The 15,171-nt window shown below is 59.9% G+C and carries 11 protein-coding genes; 7 read left to right on the top strand and 4 right to left on the bottom strand.

What is annotated here, in order from left to right; genetic code table 11:
- Positions 1–122 precede the first annotated feature (122 nt).
- Positions 123–599 carry a glutathione peroxidase gene (locus AB5Y67_RS08875; protein ID WP_042080383.1) on the bottom strand — a complete coding sequence of 159 codons (477 nt, stop codon included), beginning with the start codon at positions 597–599 and terminating at the stop codon, positions 123–125.
- 349 nt (positions 600–948) lie between these two features.
- Here AB5Y67_RS08875 and AB5Y67_RS08870 point away from each other — a divergent pair, with 349 nt between their 5' ends.
- Both AB5Y67_RS08870 and AB5Y67_RS08865 read left to right on the top strand, forming a co-directional pair.
- Complete coding sequence (locus tag AB5Y67_RS08870) at positions 949–1,557, top strand: 2OG-Fe(II) oxygenase (RefSeq protein WP_019445550.1); 609 nt, start codon at positions 949–951, stop codon at positions 1,555–1,557.
- A gap of 204 nt (positions 1,558–1,761) precedes the next feature.
- A complete protein-coding gene (locus AB5Y67_RS08865; protein ID WP_058057457.1) occupies positions 1,762–2,751 on the top strand; it encodes a D-alanine--D-alanine ligase in 990 nt (329 codons plus the stop codon).
- A 168-nt stretch (positions 2,752–2,919) separates the two neighbouring features.
- Here AB5Y67_RS08865 and mngB read toward each other — a convergent pair whose 3' ends face one another.
- Positions 2,920–5,574 carry a mannosylglycerate hydrolase gene (mngB, locus tag AB5Y67_RS08860; protein ID WP_199428067.1) on the bottom strand — a complete coding sequence of 885 codons (2,655 nt, stop codon included), beginning with the start codon at positions 5,572–5,574 and terminating at the stop codon, positions 2,920–2,922.
- Positions 5,575–5,660: 86 nt separating this feature from the next.
- Complete coding sequence (mngA, locus tag AB5Y67_RS08855) at positions 5,661–7,607, bottom strand: PTS 2-O-a-mannosyl-D-glycerate transporter subunit IIABC (RefSeq protein ID WP_199428066.1); 1,947 nt, start codon at positions 7,605–7,607, stop codon at positions 5,661–5,663.
- A 247-nt stretch (positions 7,608–7,854) separates the two neighbouring features.
- Here mngA and AB5Y67_RS08850 point away from each other — a divergent pair, with 247 nt between their 5' ends.
- Positions 7,855–8,574 carry a GntR family transcriptional regulator gene (locus tag AB5Y67_RS08850; protein WP_005337027.1) on the top strand — a complete coding sequence of 240 codons (720 nt, stop codon included), beginning with the start codon at positions 7,855–7,857 and terminating at the stop codon, positions 8,572–8,574.
- A gap of 116 nt (positions 8,575–8,690) precedes the next feature.
- Here AB5Y67_RS08850 and xseA read toward each other — a convergent pair whose 3' ends face one another.
- Positions 8,691–10,070 (bottom strand): exodeoxyribonuclease VII large subunit, encoded by a 1,380-nt coding sequence (gene xseA / locus AB5Y67_RS08845; protein WP_199428065.1) that lies wholly within the window; start codon positions 10,068–10,070, stop codon positions 8,691–8,693.
- Positions 10,071–10,360: 290 nt separating this feature from the next.
- Here xseA and AB5Y67_RS08840 point away from each other — a divergent pair, with 290 nt between their 5' ends.
- From AB5Y67_RS08840 to AB5Y67_RS08825, 4 genes are all read left to right on the top strand, one after another.
- Positions 10,361–10,912: a cytochrome b gene (locus AB5Y67_RS08840; RefSeq protein WP_199428064.1), complete on the top strand. Its 552-nt coding sequence runs from the start codon at positions 10,361–10,363 to the stop codon at positions 10,910–10,912.
- 444 nt (positions 10,913–11,356) lie between these two features.
- On the top strand, positions 11,357–12,820 hold the full coding sequence (gene guaB, locus AB5Y67_RS08835) for an IMP dehydrogenase (protein WP_005360033.1): 1,464 nt from the start codon (positions 11,357–11,359) through the stop codon (positions 12,818–12,820).
- An 84-nt stretch (positions 12,821–12,904) separates the two neighbouring features.
- Positions 12,905–14,494, top strand: a complete 1,590-nt coding sequence (gene guaA, locus AB5Y67_RS08830; protein ID WP_040066364.1) for a glutamine-hydrolyzing GMP synthase — start codon at positions 12,905–12,907, stop codon at positions 14,492–14,494.
- 379 nt (positions 14,495–14,873) lie between these two features.
- Entirely contained in the window at positions 14,874–15,146 is a 273-nt protein-coding gene (locus tag AB5Y67_RS08825) for a hypothetical protein (protein WP_005337011.1), read from the top strand.
- The last annotated feature ends 25 nt before the right edge of the window (positions 15,147–15,171 follow it).

Here is a 15,171-nt window from a genome sequence, read left to right as displayed (position 1 = left end):
AGCCACGATATGGAAAAGATAGTGGGGCCGTAATATAGCAAAAGAGCGGCCGCTGCGCAGTAGCTGTCGCACCGGCCGCCATAGAATCGTTCAACGCAGTGGCGTAAAACGGTGCGGGAGCATCAGAGCATCTCGCGGATCTGCTCGGCCAGGCTCTCCGGTTTGGCCTGGGGGGCAAAGCGCTCTACCACATTGCCATCGCGGTCGATCAGGAACTTGGTGAAGTTCCATTTGACGTTTTCCAGCCCCAGAAAGCCCGGTTTCTGCTGCTTGAGCCACTGGTAGAAGGGGTGGGCATGCTCACCGTTGACATCGCACTTGGCCATGATCGGGAAGGTGACCGGATAGTCGAGGGAGCAGAAGCGGGCAATCTCGTCCGCATCCCCCGGCTCCTGATTGCCAAACTGGTTGCAGGGGAAGCCCAAAATCACCAGCCCCTTGGGGCCGAGCTCCCGATAGAGCGTTTCCAGCCCTTCATATTGGGGAGTAAAGCCGCAGCGACTGGCCACGTTGACCACCAGCACCACCTTGCCCGCCAGTTGAGTCAGCGGGTAGGGGGTACCATCCAGTCGTTGCAAAGTGAGATCGGGCAGAGGCATAAGAAGATCCTTTCGTGGGTGATGCGCGGGTTGTGCCGTGAGTGGTTCGGTCGGGGACAGAGACAAGCGCCGGATGAACAGCAACATGGCGATGCGGATACGGTATCGGCTGGCTCTTGGAACCGCAAGGAGGCCGCGGCGCCTCCTCGTACCGATTGCAAGGGCCATCACAGTTTCGACAGCCAATACGCCTGTTGGCGGAGCGGGATCACAACTGGCGATAAAAAGCGGGGAAGCGAGCAGCAACTCGCGTATTGATGTTGGGACTTCTCAAGAGAAGCAAACCGGTTTGTGACTTTGCCGGTAAGTCGCTACAAAGCGCCCTCTTTCCACTCATTGTGAGCCAATCTTGGACTATCAAGCTGCCATGGATGCCATTTACACCCGGGGATGGGTGATAGTGGATGATTTTTTGACTGCCGCCGAGGTGGATGCCCTCAAAGCCTGTTTGCCAGGCGAATGGCAACCGGCCGGGATCGGCCGTGACGCCCTGCACCAGGGCAATCCCGACATTCGCCGTGACCAGATCCACTGGCTGGAGCCCTCCCTCGGTGCGCCGGTGGCCGACTACCTCGCCCGGATGGAGTCCCTGCGTCTTGCCGCCAACCGGATGCTGATGCTGGGATTGTTCGACTACGAGGCCCACTTCGCCCGCTATCGCAGCGGGGATTTTTACGCCACCCATCGGGATGCCTTTGCCGGTCGCTCCAACCGCCGTCTTACCACCGTATTTTACCTCAACAACGACTGGCTGCCCGAAGCGGGTGGAGTGCTGCGCATGTATGACGACAAGGAGCAGTTTCTGATGGATGTGAGCCCCAAGGGGGGCCGGCTGGTCATGTTTCTCTCCGAGGAGTTTCCCCACGAGGTACTGCCTGCCAATCAGGAGCGCTACAGTATTGCCGGCTGGTTTCGGGTCAATGGCAACGGCATGGGAAGGGTCGATCCCCCGCGCTGAGGGGCAATGTGTCCCGATTTTGACACAGGGGAGACTTTTCACTGCAAGAAGTGGGGTCATGGGTCTCCCATCAGCTGACAAGGGTTGATCTCCCTTGCTACACTGGCGCGCACTTATGTTCGTATCTGGCTTCGTCCGGTTTTTATGGTGGTTGGCTTATCAAATGGTCATGACGAGGCCGCTTTTCCCAAGGGATCACATCTAATGAAGAACATGCATGTCTTGCTGCTGTGCGGCGGCGGTGGCTCAGAGCACGAAGTTTCTCTGCGCAGCGCCAATTTCCTCGAGCAACAACTGGGCCTTCTGCCCGGTGTCGAAGTGACCCGCGTCGAGATGTTCGCCGATCGCTGGCTCAGTGCCGATGGCCGCGAGTGCAAGCTGGGGCTCGACAAGCTGCTTTCGTTCGACAGCGTGGCCCGTCCGGTGGATTACGTGGTGCCCTGCATCCACGGCTACCCGGGTGAGACCGGCGATCTGCAATCCTTCCTCGAATTGGCTGGATTGCCTTATCTCGGTTGCGATGCCGAGGCGAGCAAGATCTGCTTCAACAAGATCAGTACCAAGCTGTGGCTCTCCGCCATCGGCATTCCCAACACCCCATACCTGTTCCTGACCGAGCAAAATGAGGCGGCGCTGGCCGAGGCCAAAGCCGCGCTGGCCAAGTGGGGCAAGGTCTTTATCAAGGCGGCTTCCCAGGGCTCTTCCGTTGGTTGCTACTCTGCCAGCAACGAAGCGGACCTGGTGAAAGGTATTGCCGATGCCTTTGGTTACTCCGAACAGGTTCTGATCGAGAAAGCGGTCAAGCCGCGTGAGCTGGAAGTGGCGGTTTACCAGTATGGTGACGAGCTGGTGGCGACTTATCCGGGCGAGATCTGCGTGCCGCAGGACAAGTTCTACACCTATGAAGAGAAGTACAGCAGCGCCAGCCATACCGAGACGGCACTGCGTGCCGAGGGGCTGACCCAGGCGCAGGCCGATGCGATCCACGAGTATGCCCTCAAGGCGTTCCGTCAGCTGAAACTGACCCATCTCTCGCGCATCGACTTCTTCCTGACCGAGGAGGGGGAGATCCTGCTGAATGAAATCAACACCTTCCCGGGCATGACCTCCATCTCCATGTTCCCGAAACTGCTGGAGCATCACGGTCACCGCTTCGCCGACTACCTTGAGCAGATCCTGCGCAAGGCCAGCTAAGCGTGCTCTCCCGCTCGCGGGATGAAGAAGAACCCAATAAAAATCCCCGCCAATCGGCGGGGATTTTTTATGCCTTTATCAAGCGGGGCAGGCCAGCTTGAAGGGATAAACAGGCGGGGAGGGGATGACTCTTCCCCGCCTGTTGCTACCTGTGGGTGTTACCGACCGTTAGCCGCGAGCCACCCGAAAGCGCACGCTGCGGGAGTGGCACGGCGCCAGCTCGCCAAACTCGCCAGCGGCCAGTTCAAGGGGCTGGGGCTGCTCGTCCATTCGCACCGCTTGCCAGTCGCTCAGGGCGTGTTCGCTGCTCACTTTGCCACCCTTTAGTACCGCCTGCTCGCTCGGGTTGTAGACCCGGATCACCAGCGCCTCTTCATCTTCGGCTTTCTTCAGGGCGCTCAGCACCGGACCGGACGGATCCATGGTGAGCAGACTGAAGTGGAGCGGGGTGGTGAAGCTCGCCTTGTTGAGCTTCATGGCATCGAACGGGATCTTGTTGTAGCAGCGCACCGGGGTGAGGTAGCTGCGCGCCGCCTGCATCACGTTGGCGCTGATGTGATCGCCGGCAAACGCCAGCAGGCTGAAACGGCAGCTGAGCTTGCCACGCACCTGGGAGTCCGGGGTGGGCAGCTTGATGCCGGAGGGGCGACCCGGGCGCAGCAGCAGCTCCTCTTTGCCGAGTACGCCGACCCCGCGCAGCAGGGTGAGTGCTAGGGTGTCACACTGCTCACCGATCACTTCAAACTCGCGCAGACCATCGCTCAGTACCGCCAGCCCCTGCTTGCCATCTTGCAGGGCGACGAAGTTCATCAGCTGCCAGACCGGAATGGGTGCCTCTTTCCACCCTTCTGCCTCCCAGTTCGCCATGGCGCTGTCGCGGGTAGGGCGGGTGATGCAGCCAAATTGGTTATCGGAAACAACTGTGTCGCTCGGGAAGGGGGTGGGGATCAGCACCCGCACCCGGTGATCATCGGCCTGATTGTCGAGCTCCAGCTCGATGTCGATGCGCGGACTCTGATGCGCCAACGTGATGCGGCAGGTGACATCGAGGTGACTGCTGCACTGGCGGCTGGCTCGCTCGGCGAGGTTGGCAGGCAATGCCATACGCAATGTGAGAGTGGCGATGCTCTGCCACGCCTGATGGGTGACCTCGCGGGTCACCGCAAACTCGGTGGAGTAGCGCAGCCACTCGTCCCGCGATGGCGAGTAGTCATACTCGTCGCCATCATCGGAGCCCTCTTCCAGCGTGAGCACCTGATCGAAGGTGGTGCCGCGCAGCTTGTCCAGGATCTGCAGGGTGCCGTTGTCATTGAGGGCGATGCGGTAAAAATCGTTCTCCAGCAGCTCGCCGCTGGTCGTCACCGGCTGCTCCAGTCCCGGCTGATTGCCCTCGATATGGAGGGTGCAGTAGCCCATGGCAGGTAGCGGATGGCAGAGCTGGATGTCGTACTCCATAAAGGGGTCGTAGTTGCCGTAGTGCACGATCTGTCTGTCCACCAGACCCGGGTCAATCTCGCGTCTGGCGCGGATGAAATAGGGGACCGGCTGGCCCGCTTCATCGCGCAGGGCAAAGGATTGGGCGCGAATGCGGATGCTGGTGTTGATCACCTCCTGACGGGGGAAAGGCATCAGGTTGAACAGGCAGAGCTTGTCAGCCACCTGTACTCCGTCTTCACAGAGCGCCACCGGCATGTTGTCGACAATCTTGCGCATGTAGAAGCGGATCAGGTTCTCGGCCATGTCGTCGGCCAGAATGAAGCGGGTCATCACCTCCTGATGCACCTTGTCGCTGCAGCAGCAACCGATGCTGTCATGGGCGTGGTTCTTCATGATCTCCTTCCACATCTTCTCGAGCAGCCCGTGGTGGTACTCGAAGCCGAGCGCCCAGGCGATGCTCGCCAGCGGTTCGAGGATGTTGACGATCTTGTTCTCGATGGCGGCGTGGGCCAGCTTGATGTCCATCCGGGTGGAGGAGATGGTGCGGTGCACCCGCATGTATTTGCCGTCGTTGAACTCCCCCTTGAGGGTGGCCAGTTGGTCGCGGCACGCCTCGATGCGCTCGAAGACCTGCTCGAAGCGGCTCATGTGGAATTCACGTTGGGGGTAGATCTCGCGAAGCTTGTCGATGATGGCGAAGATGTTCTGCTGCAGCGGCATCTGGTCGTGGCCGTTGGGCAGCAGGATATCCTGGGTCACCGAGGCCTTCTCCAGCACCTCGAAGTAGGATTCGAGCCGCTTGCGCAGGCCCGCTTCATCTTCCGGCAGGTACTTGCCGATGGCGTAGCCGAGCGGCAGCACCTGGGCGGTCACCTCGCTGCCATCGTTGCTCTGCCAGAGGAACTCGGTCTTGTCGGTGCCGTGGCGCTCGGAGCAGCCGCGCCAAAACATGGCCCGATCGATCCCGAAGCCGTTGAAGATGTGGGGCAGCTGGGAGGACATGCCGAACGAGTCGGGCAGGTAACCGATCTTCATCGGCTCGCCAAGGCTAAGGCAGTCGCGCATCCCGTAGAGCAGGTTGCGCAGGATGGACTCGCCGCTCACCTGCATGGTGTCGGTCTGGGTGTACCAGGGGCCGATAATGAGCTTGCCCGCTTCCACCAGCGCCTTCACCCGGGCCTTGTTCTCGGGCTGGATGGCGAAATAATCCTCCAGCACCGCGGTCTGGCCGTCCAGCACATAGAACTTGTAGTCGGGGTCGGATTCAAGCCGCGCCAGGATCTCCGCCATATTGTTGACCAGCAGGATGCGGGACTCCTCGGTGGTGAAGTACCACTCCCGATCCCAGTGCATGTGCGGCGTGATGTGAACTCGTGAAACTGTCATGACAATGATCCTTTGCTGACGCACGGCGGCCCTTGCCTGCCGTGCGGAAAAATAGTCTGTTGAAAAATCGGTAGTGAAGATGAGCCTTACTCTGCGGCGACCACCTGATAGGTGCCGCGCTGCATGGCGTGACGGCGCCAGCCGATCAGCACCACAGTGGAGATAAGGGTGCCCACCAGCGCCGCACCGAGCCAGACGGCGGCAGCCATCAGGGCGCCGTGGCCGCCATCATGGAGCAGGAACAGGGAGAAGATGCCGGCCCCCGGGGTGGAGAGACCAATCCCCATGGCACCCACCATGGCGCCGGTGACCACCGAGCCTGCGAGGAAGGAGCCGATCACCCGGATTGGATCTTCGATGGCCATCGGAATGGCGCCCTCGGTGATCCCTGCCAGCCCCAGCAGCCAGGTGGACTTGCCGGTCTCGATCTCGAAGGTCTGGAACAGGCGCGGCGCCAGCAGGGTGGAGAAGGTGACGGTAAAGGCCGAGACCATCTTGACCGCGCCGAAGATGGCGTAGGGGCCGTAGACGCCGTTGGCCATGGCGCCGAGGCAGAAAGCGTAGGCCGCCTTGTTGACCGGGCCACCCAGGTCAAACGAGCACATAAAACCGAGCAGGGCGCCCAGGACCAGCGCATTGGTGCCGGAGAGGCCATTGAGCCACTCGGTGAGGCTGTTGTTGAGCCAGGCTACCGGCTGGCCGATGACAAACAGCATCAGGCTGCCTGCCACCAGGGTGCCGATCACCGGATAGAGGTAAAAGGTGAGAAAGCCGTTGAAGTTGGGGCTAAGGCGCACATGTTGCTTGACCCAGCGCATCAGGTAACCGGCGATAAGGCCACCGACCACGCCGCCGAGAAAACCGGAGCCAATCATATTGGCGGCCAGTCCCGCCGCAAAGCCCGGGCCCAGCGCCGGTTTGTCTGCCAGCGAGTAGGCGGTATAGGCCGCCAGAACCGGCACCATCAGGGTGCCCAGCATGCCACCGCCGAGTTTTCGGTACATCCAGAGCCAGGAGTTCTCGGTATCAAACAGATGTTGCAGGCCGAAGATCTGGGCCAGCAGCACAGAGACGGCGAGCACGGTACCGCCTGCCACGATCAGCGGCACGGCAAAGGAGATGCCGCTCAGCAGCGCCTGCTTGAGTTCGGTCTTGAGGCTCACCTTCTTGCCGGTCGGCACGTCGCTCTGGCTGGGGTTGGGCGTCGGGGCGGTGCGCCCTGCCTTGGCCGCTTCCAGCGCATCATTGAGGATCCGCTCGGCATGGCGAATGGGCTCGGCCACCGGTGTCTCGATCCGGGGGATACCGGCAAAACGCTCCTGCTCCTTGATGGCCACTTCGGCGGCGAAGATGCAAGCCACCGCAGCATCGAGCGCCTCTTGCGGCAGGCGATCCTCGATGCCGTTGGCACCCTGCTTCTCGACCAGTACCCGAATGCCCAGCTTGCGCCCCGCCTTTTCCAGATACTCGGCAGCCATATAGGTGTGGGCGATCCCCGCCGGACAGGCGGTGACACAGACCACAGTGGGTTGATTTGTATCTAAGTTGTCTTCTTTTGCTGGTTGCTTGCCGCTATCCCCTTCACCATCGAGCAGCGCCATCAGCTGCTCGGCACTCTGGGCCGCCAGCACTGCCTCGCGGGTATCGTCATCCACCAGGGCGGTGGTGAGGGTGGTGAGCAGCTGCATATGGGTCGAGCCCGCCTGATCGGTCGGGATCGCCAGCATGAAGATCAGGTTGACCGGCTCGGGGCCGTCGATCCCCTCCCAGCCCAGCTCCTCGCTTAAGGTTGCGACGGCAAAGGCCGCTTCGCGCACCGCATCGCACTTGCCGTGGGGCACCGCCAGCCCTTCGCCAAGGGCGGTGGGGCCCTGCGCCTCGCGGGCCATGACCGCGGCCAGAAAGGCGGCCTTGTCGTGCAGCTTGCCGGCCTGATCGAGCCGATCAGCCAGGGCATGAATGGCCGCATCCCGATCGGCAAACCGGGTTTGCAGCGTGATGAGATGGGGGCCGGTAAGACTGGTCAGATTCATGATGATCCTCTGTCAGGTTGGCTTGCCAGCAAGCCGTCATGGTGAAAGTGACAGCGATGCTAACAAACCGGCCGACTGATTTTTGTGAGTAGTATCATACAATTCGTTATTTGTATTGTTTTTGTATTGTTTGTTCAAGGTGATTTGTTAGGTCAAATGGGGCTGAGCCGTTTTGTCTGCCATGCAACTGGGGTAGAATGGCGCCTCTTCCATTTATCATGGCGCAGAGCCGACGAGGTGGCCTTTCGTGTCGAAAAAACCCATGTATCGCCAGATAGCCGACACCATCCAGCAGTGGATTGCGCAAGGGGAGCTGGCCCCCGGCGATGCCCTGCCCACCGAAGCCGAGCTACGCGAGCAGTTCGGGGTGAGCCGGGTGACGGTGCGTCAGGCCCTCAAGCAGCTGACCGAACTCAACGTCATCGAGAGCATTCAGGGCAGCGGCAGCTATGTGCGGCAGGAGAAGGTGAACTACGACATCTATCAGCTCACCAGCCTCTACGAGAAGGTGACTGATCCGGCGGCCGAGACCCACAGCGACATTCTCGCCTTCGAGGTGATCAAGGCAAGCAGCGAGCTGGCCGAGCGGCTCAATCTGCTGGAAGGGGCGCTGGTCTACTACGTCAAGCGGGTGCGTTTTATTCGCCAGATCGCGGTAACGCTCGAGGAGACCTGGATGCCGCTCGCCCTCTTCCCCGATCTCAGTTATGCGGTGATGCAGGGCTCCAAGTACCACTACATCGAGGAGGTGAAGCAGCTGGTGATCGACCGCAGCGAGCAGGAGATCATTCCGGTGCTCCCCTCGGCGCAGGTGGTGGAGGCGCTCGGTATCGATCCTGCCAAGCCCATTATCGAGAAGGTTTCCCGTGGCTTCTTGCAAGATGGCACCGTGTTCGAGTTCAGTCGCAACTTCTTCAAGAGCGATGATTACAAGTTCACCCTGGTCGCCCGCCGCGCCAAGGGGTGAGCAGGCGACAGCACCCGAGATAAAAAAGGCCACCACCCTGTTTGCGGTGGTGGCCTTTGTTTTTGGCTGATTGCCGGGCTGAATAGCAGATTGGCTGGTGGTTTGATGCAGCTGATCTACTGCGCTGAGTCTTTGATAACTTCCTCGACCCGCACCTGCAGGCTCCCTTGTGCCAAGGTGGTGACGAGCTGATCGCCACTGTTGACCTGATCGGCGCGGCTGATGACGTCGCCACGCGCAGTACGGGTGATGGAGTAGCCGCGACCCAGAGTAGCAAGCGGGCTCACCCCGTCGAGGCGGGCGGTGAGCATGGCGAGGCGGTGGCTCGCCAGATCCTGGCGTTTGGCAATCAGGGCATAGAGCCGCTCCTCGGCCAGCTGGTGGCGGCGCTTGCCCACGGCCAGCAAACGTTCCGGGCTCTTGCTCTGCAGGCGCAGCTCAAGGTTGGTAAGGCGCCGCTCCCCCTGATGCAACCGCTGGCGCAGCAGTTGCTGCAAACGGGTGGAGAGCTCGTCGAGGCGCTGTGATTGCTGCTCCAGTCGCCGTTTCGGATCCTGATGGTCGAGCCGCTTTTGCAGCAGGATGAAATCGTGGCGGGCGGCGGTTTGCTGGCGGCTCATCGCCTGCAGCAGTCGCTGCTTGAGGTGAACGAGACGCTGGGCACGGGCGCTCTGATCCGGCGCCACCAGCTCGGCGGCGGCCGACGGGGTAGGAGCGCGCAAGTCGGCGGCAAAGTCGCTGATGGTGACATCCACCTCGTGACCCACTGCGCTCACCACAGGTATGGCGGAGTGGGCAATGGCGCGCGCCACCGCCTCTTCGTTAAAGCACCAGAGATCTTCAAGCGACCCGCCACCACGGCCGACGATCAGCACATCCACCTCGGCGCGCTGGTTCGCTTTGGCGATCGCCGCGACGATCTGGCTGATGGCGGCGCTGCCTTGTACCTGGGTCGGGTAGATAAAGATCGGCAGATCCGGCGCACGCCGTTTAAGCACCGTCAGCATATCGTGCAGGGCGGCGCCGGTGGCGGAGGTGATAAGACCCACCGCCCGCGGTTCGCGGGGCAGCGGCCGCTTGCGGCTTTCGTCAAACAGCCCCTCGGCGCCGAGGCGGCGCTTGAGCTCTTCAAAACGCAGCGCCAGCACGCCATCGCCTGCGGGCTGCATCGACTCGATGATCAGCTGGTAGTCGCCGCGCGGCTCATAGAGGGAGACCCGCGCCTGCACCAGTACCTGCATGCCATCCTGCGGGCGAAACGCCACCCGCCGGTTGTTGCCCTTGAACATGGCGCAGCGCACCTGCGCCGACATGTCCTTGAGGGAGAAGTACCAGTGGCCGGAGCTTGGCATCGCCAGATTGGAGAGCTCGCCGGTCAGCCACACCAGCCCCAGATCCTGCTCCAGGATCATGCGCACGGCGCTGTTGAGGCGGGTGACGGTAAAGACCTGCTGCTCGCGGCCGTTCGCCGTACTGGATGGAGTAAATCGGTTCAATGGCGTACCTGTGGTCTGCACCGGCGGGGCCGGGATAAAACAATGGCCGCTATCTTAACCCGAAACAGGGGGAGGGCGTGAAGCAGGAGGCGCCAGCAGCAGAAAAGCAAGATTGGAAACGCTGCCGTTTATTCGGGCAGGCAGTATGGCTCCCTATAAAAGCCCTCGTGCTTGCCTGCATCTAGCCAAGTCGCGGCTTGCCTAGATGCCGTTGATCTCTCAGGTGTTGCTGATGTTCACGGCGCCACCATCTTGACCAACGTTTACTCGCCCCCTGTTTGGAGTAGCTTATGAATCCCTCAATCCGCTTAAGTTTGACGACCCGTTTGCTGCACTGGTCGGTTGCCTTGCTGATGATTGGCCTGACCCTTGTGGGCTATCTGATGGTTAAATTTGAAATATGGGATCTCTATGCCCTGCATAAATCTCTGGGGGTGATTGCACTGATCTTGATCCTGCCCCGCGCCATTTTCCGCCTTGTTAGAGGGTGGCCTGAGCCTGTGCGTCAATATCCTGTTTACGAGGCATTGGCAGCCAGGGCGATCCACTGGGGTTTGCTGATTTCAACGCTGCTTATTCCGGTGTCCGGTCTCTGTTATTCCGCAGCGGCTGGCCGAGGTGTTGCGATATTTGGCTGGTCTATTATTCCGATGAATCCAGATATCCGTGATCCTGCCAATGTGATTCCATTCAGTGAATCCGTTCGGGATATTGCCCACACAATCCATATTTATTTGCCATATGTCATGCTGGCATTTTTGCTAGTGCACATTGTCGGGGCGTTGAAACATCATCTGCTGGATAAAGATAATACCTTGCTGCGGATGGTGGGACGAAAATAATAAAGAGAGGCAACCCTTGTTGTGCCAGAAAATATATATTGTCAGCGGGCGAAATTTATTATCCAGACCGAGCAAAGGACATTGAGAAGAGAATGATACCGGTGCGAGTGGTCGCCGCGAGGGCAAGAGACAATACAAGGACACAAGACAAGGGGAGGGTGATCAGAGGCCGCTTGCCCCCTGAGCCCCTGTCGATCATCCCGTTGCATGGGGGTTAGGCTGCGTCGGCACCTACCGGTTTTGCATAAATCACCGGTTAGCCAACTCTTTTGCCCCGAAATGGCACTTTTCGTACTGATAATCTTGGTTTTTTGGCGTTTTGGCCGCCTAAACGAGGGCTATGCCATAAAAAATTCAAAAAACTTCTTTACCAGTGACCAATGCGTGAGTAAACTTCGTCGGCAATATTTTACACCCCCACTTCCTCAACGGTGAGATATTGCCATGCTCAGGATTGCCAAAGAAGCGTTAACCTTCGACGATGTACTGTTGGTTCCCGCCCACTCCGAAGTTCTTCCCAATACTGCCGATCTGCGTACCAAGCTGACCTCTGCCATCAGCCTGAACATCCCGATGATCTCCGCTGCCATGGACACAGTGACCGAAGCCCGTCTGGCTATCGCACTGGCCCAGGAAGGCGGTATCGGCTTTATCCACAAGAACATGTCCATCGAGCAGCAGGCTGCCGAAGTGCGCAAGGTCAAGAAGTACGAGAGCGGCGTGGTCACTGACCCCGTTACCGTGCGCCCTGACATGACCATCGCCCAAATCAAGGAGCTGAGCCACAAGAACGGCTTCGCCGGTTACCCCGTGGTGACTGACGGCAATCAGCTGGTCGGTATCATCACCGGCCGTGACGTGCGCTTCGTGATTGACCTCTCCCAGACCGTTGAACAGATCATGACCCAGAAAGATCGTCTGGTCACCGTGCGTGAAGGGGCCCCTCGTGAAGAGGTGGTTGCCCTGATGCAAAAGCACCGTATCGAAAAAGTGCTGGTGGTGAACGCCGACTTCAAACTCAAGGGCATGATCACCGTTAAAGATTTCCAGAAAGCCGAGCGCAAGCCCCACGCCTGTAAAGATGACAAGGGTCGTCTGCGGGTCGGTGCTGCGGTTGGTGCCGGTGCCGGTAACGAAGAGCGTGTCGCTGCGCTGGTGGAAGCCGGTGTTGACGTGCTGCTGATCGACTCCTCCCACGGCCACTCCCAGGGCGTGCTGGATCGCATCAAGGCCACTCGTGACGCCTATCCGGATCTTCAGATCATCGGTGGCAACGTCGCTACCGCCGCGGGCGCCAAGGCGCTGGCTGCTGCCGGTGTCAACGCCGTCAAGGTCGGTATCGGCCCGGGCTCCATCTGTACTACCCGTATCGTGACTGGCGTGGGTGTGCCCCAGATCACTGCCATCTCCGACGCCGTTGACGCGCTGGAAGGCACCGGTATTCCGGTGATTGCCGACGGCGGTATCCGCTTCTCCGGCGACATCGCCAAGGCCATCGCCGCGGGCGCCAGCTGCGTCATGGTGGGCTCCATGTTCGCCGGTACTGAAGAAGCGCCGGGCGAGATCGAGCTCTATCAGGGTCGCTCCTTCAAATCCTACCGTGGTATGGGTTCCCTGGGCGCCATGTCCAAAGGTTCCAGCGATCGCTACTTCCAGACCGACAACGCCGCCGACAAGCTGGTGCCGGAAGGCATCGAAGGTCGCGTGCCGTACAAGGGTCGCCTCAAAGAGATCATCCATCAGCAGATGGGCGGCCTGCGCTCCTCCATGGGCCTGACCGGCAGCGCCACCATCGACGACATGCGCACTAAAGCTGAATTTGTGCGCATCTCCGGCGCCGGGATGAAAGAGTCCCACGTCCACGATGTGACCATTACCAAAGAAGCCCCCAACTATCGGATGGGCTGATAAAACGGGGCCCTGCGCCCCGTTTTTCCACCCTTTTTTTATCCCGTGCCCTTTGTGACAACATCAGCCTGATGCAGGAATAAAATGACTAAAGACATTCACCAGCACCGTATCCTTATCCTCGACTTCGGTTCCCAGTACACCCAGCTGATCGCCCGCCGCGTGCGCGAAATCGGCGTTTACTGCGAACTGTGGGCCTGGGACGTAACCGAAGAGCAGATCCGCGAATTCAATCCGAGCGGCATCATCCTCTCCGGCGGCCCCGAGTCCGTCACCGAAGCGGGCAGCCCGCGTGCCCCCGAGTATGTGTTCAACGCCGGTGTCCCTGTGTTCGGTATCTGCTACGGCATGCAGACCATGGCCGAGCAGCTGGGTGGCAAGGTGCAATCCTCCACCGAGCGTGAATTCGGTTACGCCAAGGTGGAAGTGCTGGGCGAAGCTGGCAAGAGCAGCGCCCTCTTGCGCAATATCGAAGATGCCATCGCCGACAACGGCAATGCCCTGCTGGATGTCTGGATGAGCCACGGTGACAAGGTCACCACCATTCCGGCCGACTTCACCACCATCGCCCAGACCCCGACCTGCCCCCACGCGGCCATGGCCAACGAAGCCAAGCGCTTCTATGGCGTGCAGTTCCACCCGGAAGTGACCCACACCCGTCAGGGTGCCCGCATGCTGGAGCACTTCGTCAAAGACATCTGCGGCTGCGAATGCCTCTGGACCCCGGCCACCATCATCGACGACGCCGTTGCCCGCATCCGCGAGCAGGTGGGTGACGATGAAGTGATCCTCGGCCTCTCCGGTGGTGTCGACTCCTCCGTGGTCGCCATGCTGGTGCACCGTGCCATCGGCGATCGCCTCACCTGCGTCTTCGTTGACAATGGTCTGCTGCGTCTGAACGAAGGCGAGCAGGTGATGGAGATGTTTGGCGATCACTTTGGTCTGAACATCATCAAGGTTGAAGCGGAAGAGCGCTTCCTCTCTGCCCTGGCCGGTGTTGACGAGCCGGAAGCCAAGCGCAAGATCATCGGCCGCGTCTTCGTCGAAGTGTTTGATGATGAAGCGAAAAAGCTGAAAAACGCCAAGTGGCTGGCGCAAGGCACCATCTATCCGGACGTTATCGAATCTGCTGCCAGCAAGACCGGCAAGGCCCACGTCATCAAGTCTCACCACAACGTCGGCGGCCTGCCGGAAGAGATGAAGATGGGTTTGGTCGAGCCGCTGCGCGAGCTGTTCAAAGATGAAGTGCGCCGCGTCGGTCTGGAGCTGGGTCTGCCTTACGACATGCTCTACCGTCACCCGTTCCCGGGCCCGGGTCTGGGCGTGCGCGTCCTTGGCGAAGTGAAGAAAGAGTACTGCGATATTCTGCGCCGCGCCGATGCGGTCTTTATCGAAGAGCTGCGCAAAGCCGACCTCTACAACCAGGTCAGCCAGGCGTTCGCCGTGTTCCTGCCGGTGCGCTCCGTTGGCGTGATGGGCGATGGTCGCAAATATGACTGGGTTATTGCGCTTCGCGCCGTCGAAACCATCGACTTTATGACTGCCCACTGGGCTCACCTGCCGTACGACTTCCTCGGTCACGTATCGAACCGCATCATCAACGAGATCAACGGTATCTCCCGCGTGGTGTACGACGTCTCCGGCAAGCCGCCTGCAACCATCGAATGGGAATAAGCGGCGCGCGCCCTTCTGCCCTTCGAGCATAAAAATGCAAAAAGACGCCCTTGAGGCGTCTTTTCTTTTCTCAATCGTTTGCGCCACATATCTTCTTTTTTCGAGCAGCTTTTTCGCCACCTTGCCCCTGTCATATGTGACAGGGGCATTTTTGCGATCTCGCACTAGGCTCTCTCATGCCAATTGAGCCTGCTGTCAACAGCGGCTTGTGGAAAGGGGGAGGGCTGATCCAGTTGCAGATAGCTGCGCAAATTTGCTCATCGTCATCGCGCCGACCGGCAGTGATGGCACCCCGGTGGAGACCGGAAACCACTTGAATCAACGGGGCGCAGCCCGAACGGCCAAACGAGTCGGGATCATAGAGCACGGAGAGTTTGATATGTCAGAACAAGCAGTGTTGGTGGGTGGATGGACCGCATATCACAAGCTGACCGCCGAGGATCAGGCGGTATTTGACCAGGCGCTGAAAGGATTTGTCGGGGTGCAGTACGTACCCTTTGAAGTCTCCACTCAAGTGGTGGCTGGCACCAACTACCGCTTCAAGTGCAAGAGCACTGTGCCGCTTGCCAAACCGATCCATGGCGAAGCCGTGGTGCAGATCTTCAAATCACTGGACGGGGATGCCCATATCACTTCCATTACCCCGATTTGATTGGGTGGTGGGGCAAGGTGGGGAG

Source organism: Aeromonas sp. s12, assembly GCF_040907925.1.
GTDB classification, from domain to species: domain Bacteria; phylum Pseudomonadota; class Gammaproteobacteria; order Enterobacterales; family Aeromonadaceae; genus Aeromonas; species Aeromonas veronii.
The sequence above is the reverse complement of the archived record's forward strand: the minus strand, read 5'-3'. Positions and strand labels throughout refer to the sequence as shown.

Bases quoted from the DNA above. Each gene is read 5' to 3' on its own strand.
- AB5Y67_RS08875 (WP_042080383.1), bottom strand. From the start codon at position 599: ATGCCTCTGCCCGATCTCACTTTGCAACGACTGGATGGTACCCCCTAC.
- AB5Y67_RS08865 (WP_058057457.1), top strand. From the start codon at position 1,762: ATGAAGAACATGCATGTCTTGCTGCTGTGCGGCGGCGGTGGCTCAGAG.
- mngB (WP_199428067.1), bottom strand. From the start codon at position 5,574: ATGACAGTTTCACGAGTTCACATCACGCCGCACATGCACTGGGATCGG.
- mngA (WP_199428066.1), bottom strand. From the start codon at position 7,607: ATGAATCTGACCAGTCTTACCGGCCCCCATCTCATCACGCTGCAAACC.
- AB5Y67_RS08840 (WP_199428064.1), top strand. From the start codon at position 10,361: ATGAATCCCTCAATCCGCTTAAGTTTGACGACCCGTTTGCTGCACTGG.
- guaB (WP_005360033.1), top strand. From the start codon at position 11,357: ATGCTCAGGATTGCCAAAGAAGCGTTAACCTTCGACGATGTACTGTTG.
- guaA (WP_040066364.1), top strand. From the start codon at position 12,905: ATGACTAAAGACATTCACCAGCACCGTATCCTTATCCTCGACTTCGGT.
- AB5Y67_RS08825 (WP_005337011.1), top strand. From the start codon at position 14,874: ATGTCAGAACAAGCAGTGTTGGTGGGTGGATGGACCGCATATCACAAG.